Here is a 17,919-nt window from a genome sequence, read left to right on the forward strand (position 1 = left end):
GGATGTTGCCGTGAACGGGTCACGGGTGCTGAACGATCAACAGTGATCAGTACTGTCGAGCCTTGGCCAGTTCGCGGTTGAGTTTTTCGTAAACCTGGGCCGTGGTGCCGGTCGTTGATACTTCGGCAACGCCGACACGCCACCACGACAGGTATTTGTGGATCATGGTCTTGGGCAGGACCTTGATGTCGATCAGCGTCGAGACCGTCTGACGTTGCGCATCGACGAGCGCCTGACGCAGTTGTTCGGCGGTGCTGACCTTATAGGTCTTGCAGCCATAGGCGGCAGCGCTCATGGCGAAATCCACCGGTACAAAGTCGCCGTCGAGCTTGCCTGTGTCGGGATTGCGAAAGCGGAACTCGGTGCCGAAACTGTCCATGCCGTGCTCCATCTGCAGGTTGTTGATGCAGCCGAAGGTCATGTTGTCCAGCAACACCACGTTGATCTTGCGCCGCTCCTGAATCGAGGTCGCCAGCTCTGAATGGAGCATCATGTAAGAGCCATCACCGACCAGCGCGAAGACCTCGCGGTGCGGCGCAGCGAGCTTGACGCCCAGTGCCGCATTGACCTCATAGCCCATGCATGAATAGCCATATTCGACGTGATAGGTGTCGACCCCGGTACTGCGCCAGGCACGCTGCAGATCACCCGGCAAACTGCCCGCCGCCGCGACGATCACTGCGTCGTCAGGTACGCTCTGGTTGAGGATGCCCAGTACGCCGCTCTGGGTCAGACACGAGCCGGTCAGCTCGATGAACTCGCGTAGCACGGCCGGGTCCAGGTGATCGTTGATTTCCGGGACGAAATCCTCGCTCTGGTACTCGACCGCATACAGGCGATCAACCTCGGCATCCAGCTGCGCACGGGCTGTCCGCGGCGCATCGCCCCAGGCAGCACGGTAACCGCTGGCTTGCAGGCTTTCGGTCAGTGCCTGCAATGCCACCTGCGCATCGGCCAGGACCTGCACGCCATCCAGCTTCTGCACATCGAAGGCACCGACATTGAGGTTGAGAAACTGCACATCCGGGTTCTGGAACAGCCATTTCGACGCGGTGGTGAAATCGCTATAGCGGGTGCCGACGCCGATGATCAGGTCCGCCTCTTTCGCCAACCGATTGGCCGCCACCGTGCCGGTTTCGCCGATGCCGCCCATGTTCAGCGGGTGCGCCGAAACGATGGCACTCTTGCCTGCCTGGGTTTCGGCGAACGGGATATCGAAGCGCTCGGCAAAGGCTTGCAAGGCATCGGCTGCGCCGGAATAACGCACGCCACCACCGCAGATCAGCAGCGGTTTGCGCGTGCCGGCCAGCAGCTTCAATGCGTCGTCAAGCATGGCCTTGCTGGGCGGGCGGCGGTCGATACGGTGCACACGTCTTTGCAGGAAGCTGTCCGGATAATCGTAGGCCTCGGCCTGCACATCCTGAGGCAGCGACAGCGTGACGGCACCGGTATCAGCCGGATCGGTCAGTACGCGCATGGCATTGAGCGCCGCGCTCATCAACTGCTCGGGGCGGTTGATACGGTCCCAGTATTTGCTCACCGCCTTGAACGCATCGTTGGTGCTGATGCTCAGGTCGTGAAACTGCTCGATCTGTTGCAGCACCGGGTCAGGCTGGCGGCTGGCGTAGACGTCCCCCGGCAACAGCAACAACGGAATGCGGTTGGCCGAGGCCGTTGCGGCGGCGGTGATCATGTTCGCCGCGCCTGGCCCGACCGAAGAGCTGCACGCGTAGATTTTGCGCCGCAGATGCTGCTTGGCAAAACCGATGGCGGCGTGGCACATGCCCTGCTCGTTACGGCCTTGATGAACCACCAGGTCGCCGCTGTCCTGTTCCAGCGCTTGCCCAAGACCCAGCACGTTGCCATGCCCGAAAATGGTGAAGATGCCAGCGACGAATTTGCTCTGCACGCCGTCGACTTCGACGTACTGATTATCGAGAAACTTCACCAGGGCCTGGGCCATGGTCAGTCGGGTTGTACTCATGTTCGCACCTTGTTGTTGTTTGAGGTGGCCAGGGTTTGAGGCGGCCTGACGGCTGACGTCAGTGACGCTGCGAAACGGCTCGTGACAAGTGCGTCATGCTCGCCGCTATCGCCTGAGGGATGTCGGCCAGCGCATGGACGCTTTCGGCGAATGGTTCGAACGACAGATGGCCCTCATAGCCGCTGTCCAGCAAACGCTCGATCTGCGATGCATTACCCAGAATGTCAGCTTCGCCGACCAGCACGCGATGGCCATCGCGAATGCTGTTGAGCGGTGCCTGCGCATCCTCGACACCGGAGATATGCACCAGCCCGGTCAACTCTGGAAACAGCTCGACCTCACCGGCCAGGTGGTGGTGAAAGGTGTCATGAACCAGCCGATAAACGTCCAGCCCACCCACCGCCCTGATTGCGTCCACCGCCTGACGTTTGAGGCGCAACGAGCACTCCTCGAAGCCCAGCGGTTCGACGAAGCCGAGAATGCCGTGCTCACGAAGAATCGGTGCCAACGCAGTCAACGCGGTGCGCAACCCCGAAGCGCGCTGCGCGCCGTTACGCGGATCTGCACGGTCATTGAGCGGACATAGCACCAGACCGCGCGCACCGCAGTCGCGAGCGTACTGCGCAAGCTTCGTCGCCTGGGCTGCGCGCTCTTCATTCCAGACATCGAATGGGTACAGGGCGTTGATGGACAGCACTTTTACCCCTCGGGCAGCGCAAAGGTCACGAACGACCTGGGGTGCAGTGCCGTCCTCGATCTCGATACCCTTGAGGTCGTTGCGAATCTCGATGGCATCGGCACCCAGCTTCACCGCCAGATCGACGAAACCTTCCAGAGACAGGCGCGGCGCGACCATTCGATTAAGGGCGAAACGCAGAGGTTGGTTCATTGTTCTTGTTCTCCGCAACATTCCATTGATGAAGGCTATTTGGCAGTCGGCATACTGAACTCGGGGCCTTTGGCGATGCTGTCCGGCCAGCGCTGCATGACACTCTTGTAGCGACTGTAAAAGCGCAGGCCTTCTTCGCCATACGCGTGGTGATCGCCAAACAGTGAACGTTTCCAGCCGCCAAACGAATGCCAGGCCATGGGCACCGGGATCGGCACGTTGATACCGACCATGCCGACCTTGATGGTCCGCGCAAACGCACGGGCCACACCACCATCGCTGGTAAAGCATGACACACCGTTGCCGAATTCGTGTGCGTTGATCAGCTCGACGGCACTGGCGAAATCCGCGACGTGGACGATGCCCAGCACCGGGCCGAAGATTTCTTCCTTGTAGATCTGCATCTGCGGCGTGACGTGGTCGAACAGCGTCGCCCCGACGAAAAAGCCCTGCTCGGCACCCGGCACCTTGAAGTGGCGACCATCGACAATCAGCTTCGCCCCCTCTTTGACGCCCTGATCGATGAAACCCTCTACCTTGGCTTTGTGCACGGCGGTGACCAACGGCCCCATGTCCGAATCGGCCTGCATGCCATTGCCGACCTTGAGCTGATCGATGCGCGGCAGCAGCTTGTCGATCAGTTGCTGGCCGACATCGCCTACCACCACTGCAATGGAAATCGCCATGCAGCGCTCACCCGCCGAACCATACGCCGCCCCGATCAAGGCGTCGGCGGCTTGATCCAGGTCCGCATCGGGCATCACGATCATGTGATTCTTGGCCCCGCCCAGCGCCTGCACGCGCTTGCCGTGGGCCGTGCCCTGCTGGTGGATGTACTCGGCAATCGGCGTCGAACCGACGAACGAAATGGCCTCGATGTCAGGGTGCTGCAGCAAGGCATCGACCGCGACCTTGTCGCCCTGCACCACGTTGAATACACCATCAGGCAGACCGGCCTCCTTGAGCAGGCGCGCCATCAGCAGGCTGGCCGACGGATCGCGCTCGGAAGGTTTGAGGATGAAGCAGTTGCCGGTCACCAATGCCATAGGGATCATCCACAGTGGCACCATGACCGGAAAATTGAACGGCGTGACCCCGGCGCAGACGCCCAGAGGCTGGCGCAGGTTCCAGTTATCGATACCACCGCCAATGTTGTCGCTGAAATCACTTTTCAGCAGGCTGGGCGCACCGCAGGCAAATTCGACAATCTCGATACCGCGCACCACTTCACCACGCGCATCGGACAGCACCTTGCCGTGCTCGCGGCAAATGATCTGCGCCAGCTCGTCGTGGTGCCGGTCCAGCAATTCCTTGAACTTGAACATAACCCGCGCCCGGCGCAGCGAGGACTGATCGGCCCAGCCGGGAAAAGCAGCCTTGGCCGAAGCGACCGCTTCATCCACGGTTTTCACGCTGGCCAGCGCAACGCGCGCTTGAACAGTGCCGATTGCCGGGTTGAAGACATCGCTGTAACGCTCACCATCGCCGTCATTCAGGTGTCCGTTGATGTAATGGCCGATTACCGGTGACTCGTTCATCTCATGCCTCCAGAGTAAAAAGGGGAAATCAAAGATCCAGCAGCCAGCTGTGCTGCGGGTCGTTGTGGAACTGCCAGGCGCGTGTCGGACCGGCCATCACGTTCAGGTAATACGATTCGTAACCGTAGGGCACAGACACCGGGTGATAGCCTTTGGGCACTGTCACCAGATCATTGTTTTCCACGGCCATGGCCTGATCGATACTGCGGTCGTCGGTGTAAACCCGCTGGAAAACGAAACCCTGCGGCGGGTTGACCTGGTGGTAGTAGGTCTCTTCGAGAAAGCTCTCGTGGGGCAGATTGTCCCGGTCGTGCTTGTGCGGCGGGTAGCTGGACGAATGTCCCGAAGGAGTCCGTACCTCGACCACCAGCAGCGAATGCGCCGGTTCACTGTCCGGCAGAATGTCGCACACGTAACGGGTGTTGGCCCCTTTGCCACGTACGCTGCGTTTCATGCTGCCCGGCATGATCAGCCGCGCCGCAAGCTGTTTGCCCGCATCGCCCGGCGCCGTGCATACGGCCAGATGCAGCGGCCCACGCGCAACGAACTCTGCCTGACTATGCGGTGGCAGGTAGACCGCAAACGGCGATTTTTCCTCGAACACCGATTGCCGGTCGCCGATGTTTTCCCAACTGAAAGCGCCCTGCCCCGGTGCTTCGCCATTCACGCTGGCGTGCCCGGCCAGCAAGACCACGCACAGTTCGTTTTCTTCTGCAGCGAGAGGCAGGCGCTCACCGCCCTCCAGTCGGTAGGCGGCAAAGTTCACGTACTCGAGCGAGCCGGGCGCCAGCGCCACGATGTCACGGCCCTGGGGTTTGCTCTTGGTCAGCAGATTCATGGTTCAATCCTCCTTATTGCGCATCGGCCAGCAGTTGGCGCAAGGTGTCATAGCCCTTTTTGGCATACACATAACTCGGCGCTACCGCTGGGTCCTGTTCGGCCTCGACCACCAGCCAGCCGCTGTAGCTGGCTTGCAACAACACCTTGAGCAGCGCAGAAAAGTCGATATCACCGTCGCCTGGCACCGTGAACGTGCCATTGATGATGCAGTCCGGAAAGCTCCAGAGATTGTTGCGCGCCAGTTGCACCACAGGTTTGCGCACATCCTTGAAATGCACATGGCAGACACGCTCGATGTGCTTGCTCAGCACCTGCAAAGGCTCGCCGCCGCCCATGTAACAATGCCCCGAATCGAACAGCAGTCCGACTTCCTTGCCGGCCAGTGTCATCAGCCGATCAATATCCTGTGGCGACTCGACGTAAGCGCCCATGTGGTGGTGATACGCCAGGCGTACCCCTCGGGACAGGGTGAAACGCGCCAGTTCGGTGAGTTTTTCGGCATATTCAAGCCAGGCTGCATCGGTGTGAAAACGCGGTCGTTCAACCAACGGAATGCGCTGCCCCTGAATCGAGTCAGCCACCTCACCGTACACCAGTACCGAAGCGCCATTCTCGGCGAGCAATTGCACATGCGGGGTAATGGCTTCGATTTCTTCGGCCACCGAGCGCCGCGCCAAATGGCTTGAATACCAGCCGGAAACCAGCGCCAGATCATAGGGCCGCAGCACATCGCCGACGCCCTTGGCATCTTTCGGAAATTTGCCGTTGAGCTCGAAGCCCTCGTAACCAATGGCTTTGCCTTCGCTCAAGGCTGTGCTCAGTGGCGTCTCTCCGCCGAGGGCCGGCAAGTCATCGTTGCTCCAGGAGATCGGGTTGATGCCGATGCGGATCCTGGGTGTGGAAATGGAAACGGGCATGGCTGCACCTTTTTTGTTGTTATCGCGACGTCAGATCAAGAAAGAGTCAGGCGCGGCTTTCGCGCCAGGACTCGATCAACCAGTTGAAGGTGCTCTGCACCCGACTGACCAGCGCCGCATCGTCTATTTCCCCGGCCATCCAGGCCCGGCTTGGCTCGCGAAATATGGTCCGGCCGACGGCAAAACCCTGGCAGACGCGGCTGTGTCGTGCTTCGGCAAAACCGGCAGCGAGGTCTTCGACAGGCGCATTGAGCCCGAGCAGTACCACGCCACGGCAATACGGATCGCGCTGCTGGATCAACTCGTCCAGCTGCTGCCAGACCTGCGCGCTCTGCGCCTCGATCTTCCACCACGCCGGGTAGATGCCCAGGTTGTACAAACGCTTCAGCGACCGGACCATCACGTCAGGATGAGACGAGGGGTGATCCTTGGGTGGAATGATTTCCAGCAGCAGTTCGTGACCACTGACTTTTGACGCGTCGTAGAGCGCCTTGATCTGCGCTTCCTGTTCCAGACGCAGCATGGGCTCGTCATCGGGGTGATATTGCACCAGGCACTTGATGATCTGCTCTTGCGGCCAGGCGAGCAGATTGCTGCCGATGGAGCGGCCATGCTCGAACGCCAGGGGTCTTGAACCCTGCACTTCCACCGGACGCGCCACCCACCAACCGCGACCGGTCGCAGCGTTAAGTGAATCCTGACCAAAGCGCTGATCGGCGAGCAGCCCGACATCGGCTTCGATGCCACGCTGGCGCAGGCCGGCTTCGACCCGCTCAACCGCCTGCACGAACAGTTGCTTGAGCTGGCTGATGCTGCTCAGGTCGCGCCCGGCCTGTTGGGCCAGCTCGACCAGTTGGCCGCGATGATCGAAGGCGAAGATGAACAACTGCCGCCACTGCTTGCGTGGCACGCTGACCTGATGCAGCCGTTGCAGGACAACATCCTGATCAGGCCGGGTAATGGGGTGCGGGCTGCTGAACAGGTAATCCAGTTCGGCAGGCGTCGGCATCGCAGGCGCGCAGGCATGGCGCGATACCACCAGCCCGCCACAGGCATTGGCCAGCTGGCAGCAGCGCTCGTCGCTGGCATCCTTGAGCCAGCCGCTGAGAAAACCGGACATGAACGCATCGCCAGCGCCCAGCACGTTGAGCACTTCAACCCGCACGCCGGGGTAGATTGCGCCGTCTTCAAGCCGCGCAGGAATCGCACCGTGAATCACTGTGCAACCTTGCGGGCCGAGCTTGACCACAAGCGTCGCGGCCGTCAGTTCGCGCACGGTACGCAGGGCAGTGAGCAAATCGGTAGAGCCGCCGGCAATCTGAAATTCTTCTTCAGTACCGACAATCAGGTCAAAACGCGGCAGGATGCGCTGCACATGCTGACTGACCTTCTGATCGGCAACAAAACGTGTCTCGCCATCAGCCTTGGCCGCCAGGCCCCAAAGCACCGGGCGATAATCAATATCCAGCACGCGTTTGACGTCGTGCTTTTCGGCGTAGTCGAGCGCCTGGCTGCTGGCCTTGAACACTTGATCGGTAGAAAAATGCGTGCCGGTGATCAGCAGCGCCTTGCTCGACGCGATCTGCTGTTCGTCGATGTCCTCGGCGCGCAAAGCCATGTCGGCGCAATTTTCGCGGTAGAACACCAGGGGGAACGTTTCACGGTCTTTCAGCCCCAGCAACACCATGGCGGTCAGGCGCTCGGGATCGCGCTTGATAGCGCTGACATCACAGCCTTCGCGGGCCAGCGACTCGACCAGGAAGCGACCCATATGGTCATCACCTACCCTGCTCAGCATGGCCGACCTGAGCCCCAGCCTGGCAGTACCGAATGCGATATTGGCCGATGAGCCGCCCAGGTATTTGGCGAAACTGGAAACGTCTTCCAGCCGCGCACCTACTTGTTGCGCATAAAGATCGACGCCCAGGCGTCCGAGGCAGATCAGATCCAACTGACGCCCAGTGGCAAAGCGTGTCTGGCCCATGGTGGCTCCTGTTATTTTTATCAGCCTGCAGCGCCTGCATCATGTGTACACGCTGCTTTGTGAATGCAGCGTAAAACGTCGAGCCTCATCAATCAATATTTATTCTATAATTATTTTTAGTGGAATATTTTTTCCATACCGCTATTCAAGTGCTGGCACAATGCACAGACGGGTAAGCTATAGTCGTCCCGGCCCAAGGCAGCCTCCATCGTCGGGCACACAACTGCGTTACCTTGAAAGATGTTGCTCTGTAAGAAATTGCCCTGAAAGAACAAGTAGAAAGGATTTGAATATGACCCGCGCCGATCAGCCCACTCTGCCCGAGACGAGCGTCGACATGCCGCCGACCAATGCCGAAGGCCTGCTAAGGCTGATCACTGATGAGTACGACGGTTTACCGCGTCAGCTCAAGCGCATCGCCAGCTATATGAGCCAGCAGAGCGACCGGATCATGGTTGACCGGATCAGTGACATTGCCCGCGAGTGCGAAGTCCACCCCTCGGCCATCGTGCGCTTTTCCCAGCGTTTCGGGTTTAGCGGCTTCAGTGAGATGCAGGCGTTGTTTCGCGAGGCTTACACGCACAAGACCACGCCGGTGCAGAACTACCAGCAACGAATCCGCAGCATGATCGCCAATAAGTCTCAGAAGGCCCACTCGGGTGATCTGGCACGCGAATGCGTGAGCGCAACGCTCTCCGGGCTGGAGCGTTTGAGTGCAGAGCTGGACGACGATGAGTTCGAAAAGGCTGTAGATCTGGTGGTCAACGCCGACAATATCTACGTGGTGGGTGTGCGCCGCTCATTTGCCGTGGCGGATTATCTGGTCTACAACCTGCAACACACCAACAAGCGTATTCACTTGATATCGGGCCTGGGGGGCAGCTATCGAGAGCAGATGCGCAGCGTGCGTGCCAACGATCTGGTGATTGCCATCAGCTTCACGCCCTACGGCAAGGAAACCCAGCATTGCCTGCGCATCGCCCAGCATCATCAGGCCAAGACGCTGATCATCACCGACAGCAATCTGTCGCCGCTGGCCAAGCGTGCTAACTCGGTGTTGCTGGTCAATGAAGGCAGCTCGTTCGCCTTCCGCTCGCTGAGCGCCACCCTGTGCCTGTGCCAGGCACTATTCATTGCAGTGGCGTATCGGCTGGAGCTGAAAGTCGACGAGATCCACGAGCAGGTCGGGTTTGATGATTGAGGGCTGAGATTCCCGGCCCTCAGGTCTTCGCTTCCTGCCCCATTCGCTGCTGGTTCTTCTGGCCCATTTTCTTCGCGCGTTTTTCCAGCACCAGATACACCACCAATGCAATCAACAGCGGCAGCAGGAAGTAAATGGCGCGGTAGCCGATCAGAGCTGCCAGCAGACTGCCCTTGGAGAACTGGTGAGCCAGCAAGGTAATGAATACAGTCTCAAGCACGCCCAGCCCGGCTGGAATGTGAGTAATGACACCCGCGATGCTGCTGATCAGCAACACACCGAGAATCGCCGGGTAAAACGCCTTGTCGGGCAGCAGCGTGTAAATCACCGCAGCCATCAGCGACCAGTTCAGAGCCCCCAGGCTGGCCTGCATCAAGGCCTGCTTCATCGACGGTAGATTGAATTCCTGATCACGAACGGTCCATGAGCGCTTTTTGGAAAACCGGCAGGCCAACAGGTAGGCAAAACACACGGCCAACAGTCCGAAACCGATCAATTGCAGGGTCGTGGTGCCGATCGACCATTCCTCTGGCAACTCCAGAAAACGCATCGAAAACACGAAACCGGCCAGCAGCATGTAGCCCAGCCAGTTGGTAATCAGGCTGAGGCTCAGAATCCGGGTGATGGTCGACACGTCCAGCCCCAACCGGGAATACAACCGGTAACGCAAGGCGATGCCGCCAACCCATGAACTGAGATTGAGGTTGAATGCGTAGCAGACAAAGGTCACAGGCACGATCTGCTTGATCGACAATGTGTGGCGGGTGTAATACCGCGCCAGTATGTCAAAACCGCAATAGGTTGCGTAACTGGCAAAGGCCACAACAGCGGCAATGGCCAGAGTGCTGGCCTTGTAGGACGACAGCGCCTGCTTGACCTCTTGCCAGTCAAGGTTCTTGACCAGCAGAAACAACAGGACCGGGACAGCAATGAAGAAAAACAGATTGAATATCCGCTTTGCCCATTTCCATTTGGCTCCCTGCGCACTTCGCGGCGCTGCATTTGCGGCCTGAGTCATGAAGTTTTCTCCTGGTCCATCTCGTGGTTGTTCTGTTGCTGTTCGATGACTTTCGCTTCCGGCACCACGTCACCGGCCCGTAACGGCTTGAGGCGCACACCGTGAACCGGGAACAGGCCGGCAATGGCCGGAAAACGCCGCAGGAAAAAGAAGCTTAAAACGATCATCGGCGCACGCCACCACTGGCCGCGCGCCGCGCCCTTGAGGCTCATCTGCTTACTGTGCGCAGCGGCAAGCTCCATCAGATGGTTTTGCAGATGCTCATTGAGTCCGCGATCACGGATGAACAGATTGGCTTCCAGGTTCAGCGCCAAGCTCAGCGGGTCGAGATTGCTGGAGCCCACGGTGGACCAGTCCTGATCGATCAGCGCGACCTTGCCGTGCAATGCACGTTGCTTGTACTCGTGAATGACCACGCCGTCGCGCAGCAGGTAGGTGTAGGTCAGCCGCGAGCAGACCCGCACGAACGGCATGTCGGGCTGACCTTGCAAAATCAGGGTGACCTTGACGCCCCGCCGTGATGCATTGCGCAGCTCACGCAGAAAGCGGTAGCTGGGATAAAAATACGCGTTGGCCAGGGTGATCCGTTGCTTCGCAGCGCGAATCGCCTCAAGGTACTGCTCTTCGATATCGGTACTGTGCTCGTCATTGTCGCGCTCGGCGAGCAGCATACTGGCGTCACCGGCGCGGTCCAGCTTCAGTGCAATGGGCGGCAATTTGTCACGAACGACCTTGCTGAGCATGTTCAACGCGCTGTGGTGAATATCGCCAACAATCGGGCCACGGACCAGAACGGCATAGTCCTGTTTGGCCGTCACCCCCGTGTCAGTCATGTGATCGACGCTGTAGTTGATGCCGCCGATAAAGCCCAGTTCGCCATCAATGACGACCACCTTGCGGTGCAGACGGCGGAACAGGTTGGTGCGCATACCCATGAATCGCGGGCGCGGGTCGAACAGCTGAATCTGAATACCGGCATCGATCATGGTTTTGACAAACACCGAACTCAGGTCCGATGTCCCGTAGTCATCTACCGTGACAACCACTTTCGCGCCGTTGGCCGCAGCTTGGAGCAACGCCTGTTGCAAGCCCTCGCCAATCCGGTCTTCAAAGATGATGAAAGTCTCGATCAACACCTCTTTGCGCGCGGCCCGTATGCACTCGAACACCCGGGCGTAGAAGTCTTCACCGTTGATCAGCAGCTCTACCGAGTTGCCATCACACCACTGCCCTGTCGTATTACTCATAAGGTCAACTCCACCGCCAGCGGTGCATGATCGGAAAGATGAGACCACGGGCGGCTGGACAATACTTTCGGCCTGTGGGAAGTCGCGTTGCGGACATAAATCCGGTCCAGCCGGAGCAACGGCCAGCGGGCCGGAAAGCTTTTGGCCGGCGCGCCGAAGCGCTCGACAAAAACCTCGTGCAACCCGGTGCCCTCCAGCAAAGCATCGGCGCGCTGACGCCAGTCATTGAAATCACCGGCAACGATCACCGGCTCACCCTCGGGAAGACGCTCCATCAGCTCGGCGAGCAGGTTGAGCTGCTGACGTCGATGGCTTTCACGCAAGCCCAAGTGAACACACACCGCATGCACCCGACCGGCGTATGGCACCTCCAGGATGCAGTGCAGCAAACCGCGCTGCTCGGTGCCATGAATGGAAATGTCGAGGTTCTCGTGCTGGATGATCGGGTACTTGGACAGCAGCGCGTTACCGTGATCGCCATCCGGGTACACCGCATTACGACCATAGGCAAAGTCGTTCCACATGCTGTCGGCGAGGAACTCGTACTGGGAAATCGTCGGCCAGTCCTTGACGCTGCGCGCATGGCTCTGGTGCTCGCCGTGCACTTCCTGAAGAAACACGATATCGGCCGATACAGTACGCACAGCCTCACGCAACTCCGGCAAAATGAAGCGGCGATTGAAAATGCCAAAGCCCATGTGCATGTTCATGGTCAGTACATTCAATGAAACACTGGCGGACACTGGCGTTGCTGGGCCGACAGGCGGATTGGCACTGGTCAAGACTCGCTCCCGGGTGAATATTCACGTCATATGAAGCCACCCATCGGCACAGGTTCCGTCCCGTGTCGCCTGTGCTGCGTATTTGCCATATTCAGTCGGGCATATTCAATGGCACTGATCTGACGCTGAAAAAAACGCGTACAAATGAAACGCAGGATCCCGGCAACTGCCTAAACTGCTTACCGGACCTGTAAAAAAGCGACAAGGAATCCAACCGTGGATGCACCGACTTCTCAACGCTACACCGCACGAGCCAGATGGCTGCACTGGGTCATGGCCATACTGATTGTGCTGGCGTATACCCTGATTCTGAGCCGCAGTCAGTTTGGCAAGGGTTCTGAATACCGCACACTGGTCGTGCAGAGCCATTTCTGGGTGGGGATTGTGATTCTGGCCATGGCGTTTTTCCGCGTCGCCGAACGTCGACGGCATCGTCCGCCCGGCATAACGCCGCCGCTTGAAGGCGCGTTGCGCTTAGCCGCGACACTTACGCATTACGCGCTGTATGCGTTCCTGTTCGCTCAGCCTTTATTGGGTCTGCTGACGGTGATGGTGGAAAAAGGCGCGTTACCCATTCCCCTCACCGACCTGCAGATACCCTGGCCCCTGCCGACCTCGGATCGCAGGGCCGAAACGTTCGAAGATGTGCACAAGTTGCTGGGCTCGATCTTCTATTACGTCATCGCCCTGCACGTAGTCGCCGCGCTCTGGCATCACCTTGTGCGCAAGGACAATACCCTCAAGCGCATGCTGTAAGTCAGGAGGCTGACAGAACCCGGGCGAGCGTGGCTTTTACCTTGCCCATACCATCGCGCAGGGCCTGTTCGATTTCTGCCATGGTTATGACAGTGGTCGACTTGCCCGCTGCCGGATTGACAACCAGCGCCAGGCAGGCATATTCCAGCTCCAGCTCACGGGCCAGAGCGGCCTCGGGCATACCAGTCATGCCGACGATGTCGCAGCCATCACGCTCAAGGCGGATGATTTCGGCGACCGTCTCCAGGCGCGGCCCCTGAGTACAGGCATAGACACCCCGATCAGAGAACTCGCACCCTTCAGCGGCCAGTGCTGCAACCAGCCGCGCCCGTAACGCTTCGCTGTAGGGATAGCTGAAGTCGATGTGCGTGACCTCTTCCAGATCATCGGCAAAGAACGTGTGCTGGCGACCGCTGGTGTAGTCGACCAGATCATGCGGCACGCAAAAGTGCCCGGTGCCCATCGCTGGATGTATGCCACCTACCGCATTGACCGCCAGAATCGCTTCGGCACCAGCCTGCTTCAAGGCCCAGATGTTGGCCCGGTAGTTGACCTGATGCGGTGGCAAACGGTGCGGATGGCCATGCCGCGCCAAAAACATCACTTCGCGACCGGCATAATCGCCGATCTGGATTTCGCCGGAAGGTGCGCCATAAGGCGTGTTCATCGGCAAGGACTGCCGAATGTTCAGGCCTTCCAGCTGGGTCAGGCCAGTCCCACCAATAATCGCGTAAACAGTCATCGCAAATCCTTAATCGATCAGTTGAGCAGCGCGCAGGGCCTGAAGCGCGGCCTGCCAGCGCGGGTGTTGCCGATAATCAGTACTGGCTGATGCCTGACCGCGCATACGCGCGATGCGCGGCGAAGGCCTGACTTTCAGGCGCTGGGCCGCACCGAGGGCCAGCTCTGCCGCAGCGCGGTCATTACATACCAGCCCCATGTCGCAACCCGCCGTCAGCGCAGCCTCGATACGGCTGGCGGCATCACCGACCACATGGGCACCGGCCATCGACAGATCATCGCTGAAAATAACACCGTCAAATTTCAGTTCGTCGCGCAGGATGTCTTGCAGCCAGCGCTTGGAGAAACCGGCAGGCTGCGAATCGACTTTCGGGTAAATGACATGAGCAGGCATCACTGCAGCGAGCTGTCGGCTCAGGCGTGCGAACGGCACCAGATCGCTGGCGCGAATCTGTTCCAGACTGCGCTCGTCATTCGGGATAGCCACGTGAGAGTCGGCTTCGGCCCAGCCGTGGCCAGGGAAATGCTTGCCGGTCGCAGCCATGCCAGCCGCGTTCATGCCACGAATAAACGCCCCTGCCAGCAGCGCCGCACGCTCCGGGTCGCCCTCAAACGAACGCGTCCCGACGACCGCGCTGCGCTGGTAGTCCAGGTCCAGCACCGGAGCAAAACTCAGGTCCAGGCCGACAGCCAATACTTCGGTGGCCATCAGCCAGCCGCAATGCTCGGCCAGCAGCACAGCATCTGGCTTGTCGGCAATGGCGCGCATCGGCGGTAGACGCACGAACCCCTGCCGCAGGCGCTGGACCCTGCCGCCCTCCTGATCCACTGCCAGCAGCAAGTCCGGGCGAACGGCGCGAATTGCCGCACTCAGTTCACGAACCTGACGGGGATGCTCGATGTTTCGGGCAAAGATAATCAAACCGCCCACTTCGGGCTGACGCAGAAACTGACGGTCTTCGCTGGTCAGCCAGGTGCCGGCGACATCGACCATCAGGGAGCCTTGCAGGCCAGAACTCATAGAAAAACCCTTACACACCAGTGCCCATTTGCAATCCGGGCATGGTGCTTGATCCTGAAGCCTGACGCAATGCGATGCGCCGGTACATTAAGGCTTTGCGGGTCAGGCCTTGGCTACCGCAGGCGTGCCGGTGCTGCTCTTGCTACGCGGCCTGAGTTGAGCGGCGATCATTGTCGGGTCACTGACGCCGGTGTCGGCACGCATGCCTGCGGCCAGAAACGGCACCATCAGGCGCATGACCTGCTCGATGGAGGTATTGACGCCAAAATCGGTTTCGGCAATCGCGCGCAAGGCCTTGATGCCGGACATGCTGAATGCAGCGGCACCAAGCATGAAGTGCACGCGCCAGAACAGCTCGATAGGCGGAATACGGGGGGCGGCTTCGTTGACCAGTGTCATGTAACGACGGAACACCTTACCGTACATGTCTTCAAGATAACGGCGCAGGTGTCCCTGACTCTGACTGAAGGCAAGCCCTAAAAGACGCATGAAGATCGACAGGTCGTTACCGCTTCGCGGTTGCACGACAAGCGCCTGCTCGACGAGGATCTCCAGCAGTTCTTCCAGGCTCGGCTTGTGTTCGGGTTTTGCCTGGCGACGCTCCAGCTCGCGATCGAGACTGATGCAGAACGGGCCGAGAAAACGTGAGAACACCGCCTGAATCAGCGCCTTTTTCGAACCGAAGTGATAGTTCACCGCAGCCAGATTGACCGAAGCCTTGCTGGTGATGAGACGCAAGGAGGTTTCAGCAAACCCCTTTTCTGCGAATAACTGCTCGGCAGCATCAAGAATGCGTTCAACGGTTTCCGACTGGGCCATGGCTCTCTGCCTAACAAACGAACGTTTGAAACATACGTATCAGGCGCCCCGTTTGTCAAGCGGACCCGTTCATTTTGTGGCTGAACAGTCACGAAACTGGATGTTAAATGACAATAGACAGCTTATGCAGCGCTTTTTGACGCAAGGCTTCGCAACCACACATCGCACCGCCTGGCAGCGAAAGTAAAAAGGATGATTGCCAACGCGCGTTCACTGTATATAATCCCAGTCACTGTATAAAAAGCCAGAGCGCCCATCATGATCAAACTGACGCCACGCCAGGCTGAAATCCTGGGCTTCATCAAACGCTGCCTGGAAGACAACGGCTTTCCACCTACACGTGCGGAAATAGCCCAGGAGCTGGGTTTCAAATCGCCCAACGCAGCGGAAGAACACCTTAAGGCATTGGCTCGCAAAGGCGCCATCGAAATGACCCCTGGTGCCTCACGCGGCATCCGCATTCCCGGCTTTGAAGCACGGCCGGATGAAAGCAGCCTGCCGGTCATTGGTCGCGTAGCAGCTGGCGCGCCGATTCTGGCTCAGCAACATATCGAAGAGTCCTGCAACATCAACCCTTCCTTTTTCCACCCCAGCGCCAACTACCTGCTGCGCGTTCACGGCATGAGTATGAAGGACGTCGGGATTCTGGATGGCGACCTGTTGGCGGTGCACACCACTCGCGAAGCACGTAACGGCCAGATCGTAGTTGCCCGGATCGGCGACGAAGTCACCGTCAAGCGTTTCAAGCGTGAAGGCAGCAAAGTCTGGCTGCTGGCTGAAAACCCTGATTTTGCCCCTATCGAGGTCGATCTCAAGGATCAGGAGCTGGTGATCGAAGGTTTGAGCGTCGGCGTCATTCGCCGCTAAGGAGGCGTTATGCAGTTCCATCAAGCACCGCATTCACAATTGCCACTGTTCGAGGCGTTTCTGGCTCAGCCCATCGCCCCGCTGCTTGCCGATGCAGTCGAAACACCCTGGGGCAACGAGCCAGAACTCTTCAGTGAACTGTCTTTGCGCGGCGCCGCCGGGAACTGCCTGAACCTTCTGGCCCCTATCCTTCGGGAACTGAGCGAAGAAATCGACGCACGCTGGCTGACGCTGATTGCGCCACCCTCAAGCCTGACCCAGACCTGGTTGCGCGATGCAGGACTCAACAGGGAACGGATTCTGCTACTGCAGCCGCGCGGCACACAAAGTGTACTGGAGCTGACTCGCGAAGCACTCAGACTTGGCCGTAGCCATACGGTTGTGAGCTGGATCAATCCACTTGGCGCCGCAGCGCGTCAGCAATTGATCAGTGCTGCAAAAATCGGGGAAGCACAGAGCCTGAACATCCGGCTGGGCTAAAAAGCCCGGTCGTCGATCAGTGCAGGACGTGGGGCACGTCATCCTTCTCGACTTCGCCCTCAGCCAGACGGCCAGCCATCTGTACGCCCACACTCAACATGGCCTTGGCGACTTCAACATGCTGACCTTGCATGAACGCTTTGGCATCCGCAGAGAAATCAAGCGTCACCAGAGAACCCTCGTCATCGGCACGACGCAGTTCAATACGTCCGTCAGGCAGTTCGACAATTTCCAGGAAAGAGGTAGGCATTACAGTTACTCCGCAAGAGGCGGGCATTGTAACAGCCTGCCAGCCTGCACTTCATTGGTTTTCAGCACTCGCTCAGGCCTTCACGAAAACGGATGGCCAACCCTTTGAGTTGCTGACGCCAGTTTTCGAGATATTCACGTGTCAGTTCAGACTCCGGCTCAGCGTCCAGGTTCACAGCCTGTATCATCGGCTGTGTGACGTCACCCTTGAGCTTTTTCGGTGCACGCGGCGGCTCATACAACGCGTTATAGGCCGTCAGCAACTGAGCCAGCCATGTCTGGCGGTTCTGGGCAAGCTCAACCAACTCGGCCATTTCGGGAATTGCTATGGCGTTCAGCACTTCCTGAGTCAACAAGTCCTCCGCACGACGCGAGCCGGCCTGGGGCAGTCGGTAGAACCCCGCGATCTCGTGGCACAAGCCGAGCAGCGCGCCATACAGATGAAACAAGGCGGACTCACGCTCGGCCTGCAACAATGCAGGCGCGTTCACCGCCTGCCCCTTCTCCGCCTTCCCCAACGCTTCGAGCGCAAGCCCTGCGAAATAGATCTTCTGGTTGGTACGGGTATAGAGCTCATGAGCCATGG

18 protein-coding genes are annotated in these 17,919 nt (G+C 59.1%); 4 read left to right on the forward strand and 14 right to left on the reverse strand.

Annotated features, from left to right (window positions below; all coding sequences use genetic code 11):
- Positions 1-46: 46 nt before the first annotated feature.
- Genes iolD through RYA97_RS23155 form a run of 6 tightly spaced genes read right to left on the reverse strand, consistent with a single transcriptional unit; the run spans position 47 to position 8,152 of the window.
- Positions 47-1,984, reverse strand: coding sequence for a 3D-(3,5/4)-trihydroxycyclohexane-1,2-dione acylhydrolase (decyclizing) (iolD, locus tag RYA97_RS23130; protein ID WP_005780650.1), 1,938 nt, complete (start codon positions 1,982-1,984; stop codon positions 47-49).
- 58 nt (positions 1,985-2,042) lie between these two features.
- The gene (locus RYA97_RS23135; protein WP_002554086.1) at positions 2,043-2,873 is read right to left on the reverse strand and encodes a TIM barrel protein; all 831 of its coding nucleotides are present in this window, start codon (positions 2,871-2,873) and stop codon (positions 2,043-2,045) included.
- Between the two features lie 35 nt (positions 2,874-2,908).
- Complete coding sequence (locus tag RYA97_RS23140; protein ID WP_004665737.1) at positions 2,909-4,411, reverse strand: CoA-acylating methylmalonate-semialdehyde dehydrogenase; 1,503 nt, start codon at positions 4,409-4,411, stop codon at positions 2,909-2,911.
- A gap of 28 nt (positions 4,412-4,439) precedes the next feature.
- Complete coding sequence (gene iolB / locus RYA97_RS23145) at positions 4,440-5,249, reverse strand: 5-deoxy-glucuronate isomerase (RefSeq protein WP_005744450.1); 810 nt, start codon at positions 5,247-5,249, stop codon at positions 4,440-4,442.
- Between the two features lie 13 nt (positions 5,250-5,262).
- On the reverse strand, positions 5,263-6,168 hold the full coding sequence (gene iolE, locus RYA97_RS23150; RefSeq protein ID WP_005744451.1) for a myo-inosose-2 dehydratase: 906 nt from the start codon (positions 6,166-6,168) through the stop codon (positions 5,263-5,265).
- Positions 6,169-6,214: 46 nt separating this feature from the next.
- Positions 6,215-8,152 carry a bifunctional 5-dehydro-2-deoxygluconokinase/5-dehydro-2-deoxyphosphogluconate aldolase gene (locus tag RYA97_RS23155; protein ID WP_005744452.1) on the reverse strand — a complete coding sequence of 646 codons (1,938 nt, stop codon included), beginning with the start codon at positions 8,150-8,152 and terminating at the stop codon, positions 6,215-6,217.
- 292 nt (positions 8,153-8,444) lie between these two features.
- On the opposite strand from RYA97_RS23155, the gene RYA97_RS23160 reads away from it, so the two are divergent.
- Entirely contained in the window at positions 8,445-9,353 is a 909-nt protein-coding gene (locus RYA97_RS23160; RefSeq protein WP_002554092.1) for a MurR/RpiR family transcriptional regulator, read from the forward strand.
- 19 nt (positions 9,354-9,372) lie between these two features.
- On the opposite strand, the gene RYA97_RS23165 is transcribed toward RYA97_RS23160, so the two are convergent.
- The 3 genes from RYA97_RS23165 to RYA97_RS23175 are packed head-to-tail and all read right to left on the reverse strand — an operon-like array spanning position 9,373 to position 12,400.
- Positions 9,373-10,371 (reverse strand): lysylphosphatidylglycerol synthase domain-containing protein, encoded by a 999-nt coding sequence (locus tag RYA97_RS23165; RefSeq protein ID WP_005744453.1) that lies wholly within the window; start codon positions 10,369-10,371, stop codon positions 9,373-9,375.
- Entirely contained in the window at positions 10,368-11,618 is a 1,251-nt protein-coding gene (clsB, locus tag RYA97_RS23170) for a cardiolipin synthase ClsB (protein ID WP_002554094.1), read from the reverse strand. Before clsB ends, RYA97_RS23165 begins: the two co-directional genes overlap by 4 nt.
- Positions 11,615-12,400, reverse strand: coding sequence for an endonuclease/exonuclease/phosphatase family protein (locus RYA97_RS23175; protein ID WP_002554095.1), 786 nt, complete (start codon positions 12,398-12,400; stop codon positions 11,615-11,617). Before RYA97_RS23175 ends, clsB begins: the two co-directional genes overlap by 4 nt.
- Before the next feature lie 216 nt (positions 12,401-12,616).
- On the opposite strand from RYA97_RS23175, the gene RYA97_RS23180 reads away from it, so the two are divergent.
- The gene (locus RYA97_RS23180; RefSeq protein WP_004656874.1) at positions 12,617-13,156 is read left to right on the forward strand and encodes a cytochrome b; all 540 of its coding nucleotides are present in this window, start codon (positions 12,617-12,619) and stop codon (positions 13,154-13,156) included.
- A gap of 1 nt (position 13,157) precedes the next feature.
- On the opposite strand, the gene RYA97_RS23185 is transcribed toward RYA97_RS23180, so the two are convergent.
- The 3 genes from RYA97_RS23185 to psrA all read right to left on the reverse strand — a co-directional run bounded on the left by RYA97_RS23185 (position 13,158) and on the right by psrA (position 15,737).
- Positions 13,158-13,898 carry an S-methyl-5'-thioinosine phosphorylase gene (locus RYA97_RS23185; RefSeq protein WP_002554097.1) on the reverse strand — a complete coding sequence of 247 codons (741 nt, stop codon included), beginning with the start codon at positions 13,896-13,898 and terminating at the stop codon, positions 13,158-13,160.
- A gap of 9 nt (positions 13,899-13,907) precedes the next feature.
- Positions 13,908-14,906: a beta-N-acetylhexosaminidase gene (nagZ, locus tag RYA97_RS23190; RefSeq protein WP_170947350.1), complete on the reverse strand. Its 999-nt coding sequence runs from the start codon at positions 14,904-14,906 to the stop codon at positions 13,908-13,910.
- A 114-nt stretch (positions 14,907-15,020) separates the two neighbouring features.
- Entirely contained in the window at positions 15,021-15,737 is a 717-nt protein-coding gene (psrA, locus tag RYA97_RS23195; protein ID WP_004665746.1) for a transcriptional regulator PsrA, read from the reverse strand.
- A 258-nt stretch (positions 15,738-15,995) separates the two neighbouring features.
- On the opposite strand from psrA, the gene lexA reads away from it, so the two are divergent.
- Positions 15,996-16,604 carry a transcriptional repressor LexA gene (gene lexA, locus RYA97_RS23200; protein WP_002554100.1) on the forward strand — a complete coding sequence of 203 codons (609 nt, stop codon included), beginning with the start codon at positions 15,996-15,998 and terminating at the stop codon, positions 16,602-16,604.
- A gap of 9 nt (positions 16,605-16,613) precedes the next feature.
- A complete protein-coding gene (gene sulA, locus RYA97_RS23205) occupies positions 16,614-17,084 on the forward strand; it encodes an SOS-induced cell division inhibitor SulA (RefSeq protein WP_005780643.1) in 471 nt (156 codons plus the stop codon).
- 16 nt (positions 17,085-17,100) lie between these two features.
- Here the strand turns inward: sulA and RYA97_RS23210 are convergent, their stop codons facing one another.
- Both RYA97_RS23210 and RYA97_RS23215 read right to left on the reverse strand, forming a co-directional pair.
- The gene (locus RYA97_RS23210) at positions 17,101-17,334 is read right to left on the reverse strand and encodes a hypothetical protein (RefSeq protein ID WP_002554102.1); all 234 of its coding nucleotides are present in this window, start codon (positions 17,332-17,334) and stop codon (positions 17,101-17,103) included.
- A gap of 61 nt (positions 17,335-17,395) precedes the next feature.
- Positions 17,396-17,917, reverse strand: a complete 522-nt coding sequence (locus tag RYA97_RS23215) for a DUF6586 family protein (protein WP_316893185.1) — start codon at positions 17,915-17,917, stop codon at positions 17,396-17,398.
- Positions 17,918-17,919: the final 2 nt, after the last annotated feature.

Source organism: Pseudomonas syringae group sp. 26L6 (assembly GCF_032587815.1).
GTDB classification, from domain to species: domain Bacteria; phylum Pseudomonadota; class Gammaproteobacteria; order Pseudomonadales; family Pseudomonadaceae; genus Aquipseudomonas; species Aquipseudomonas amygdali.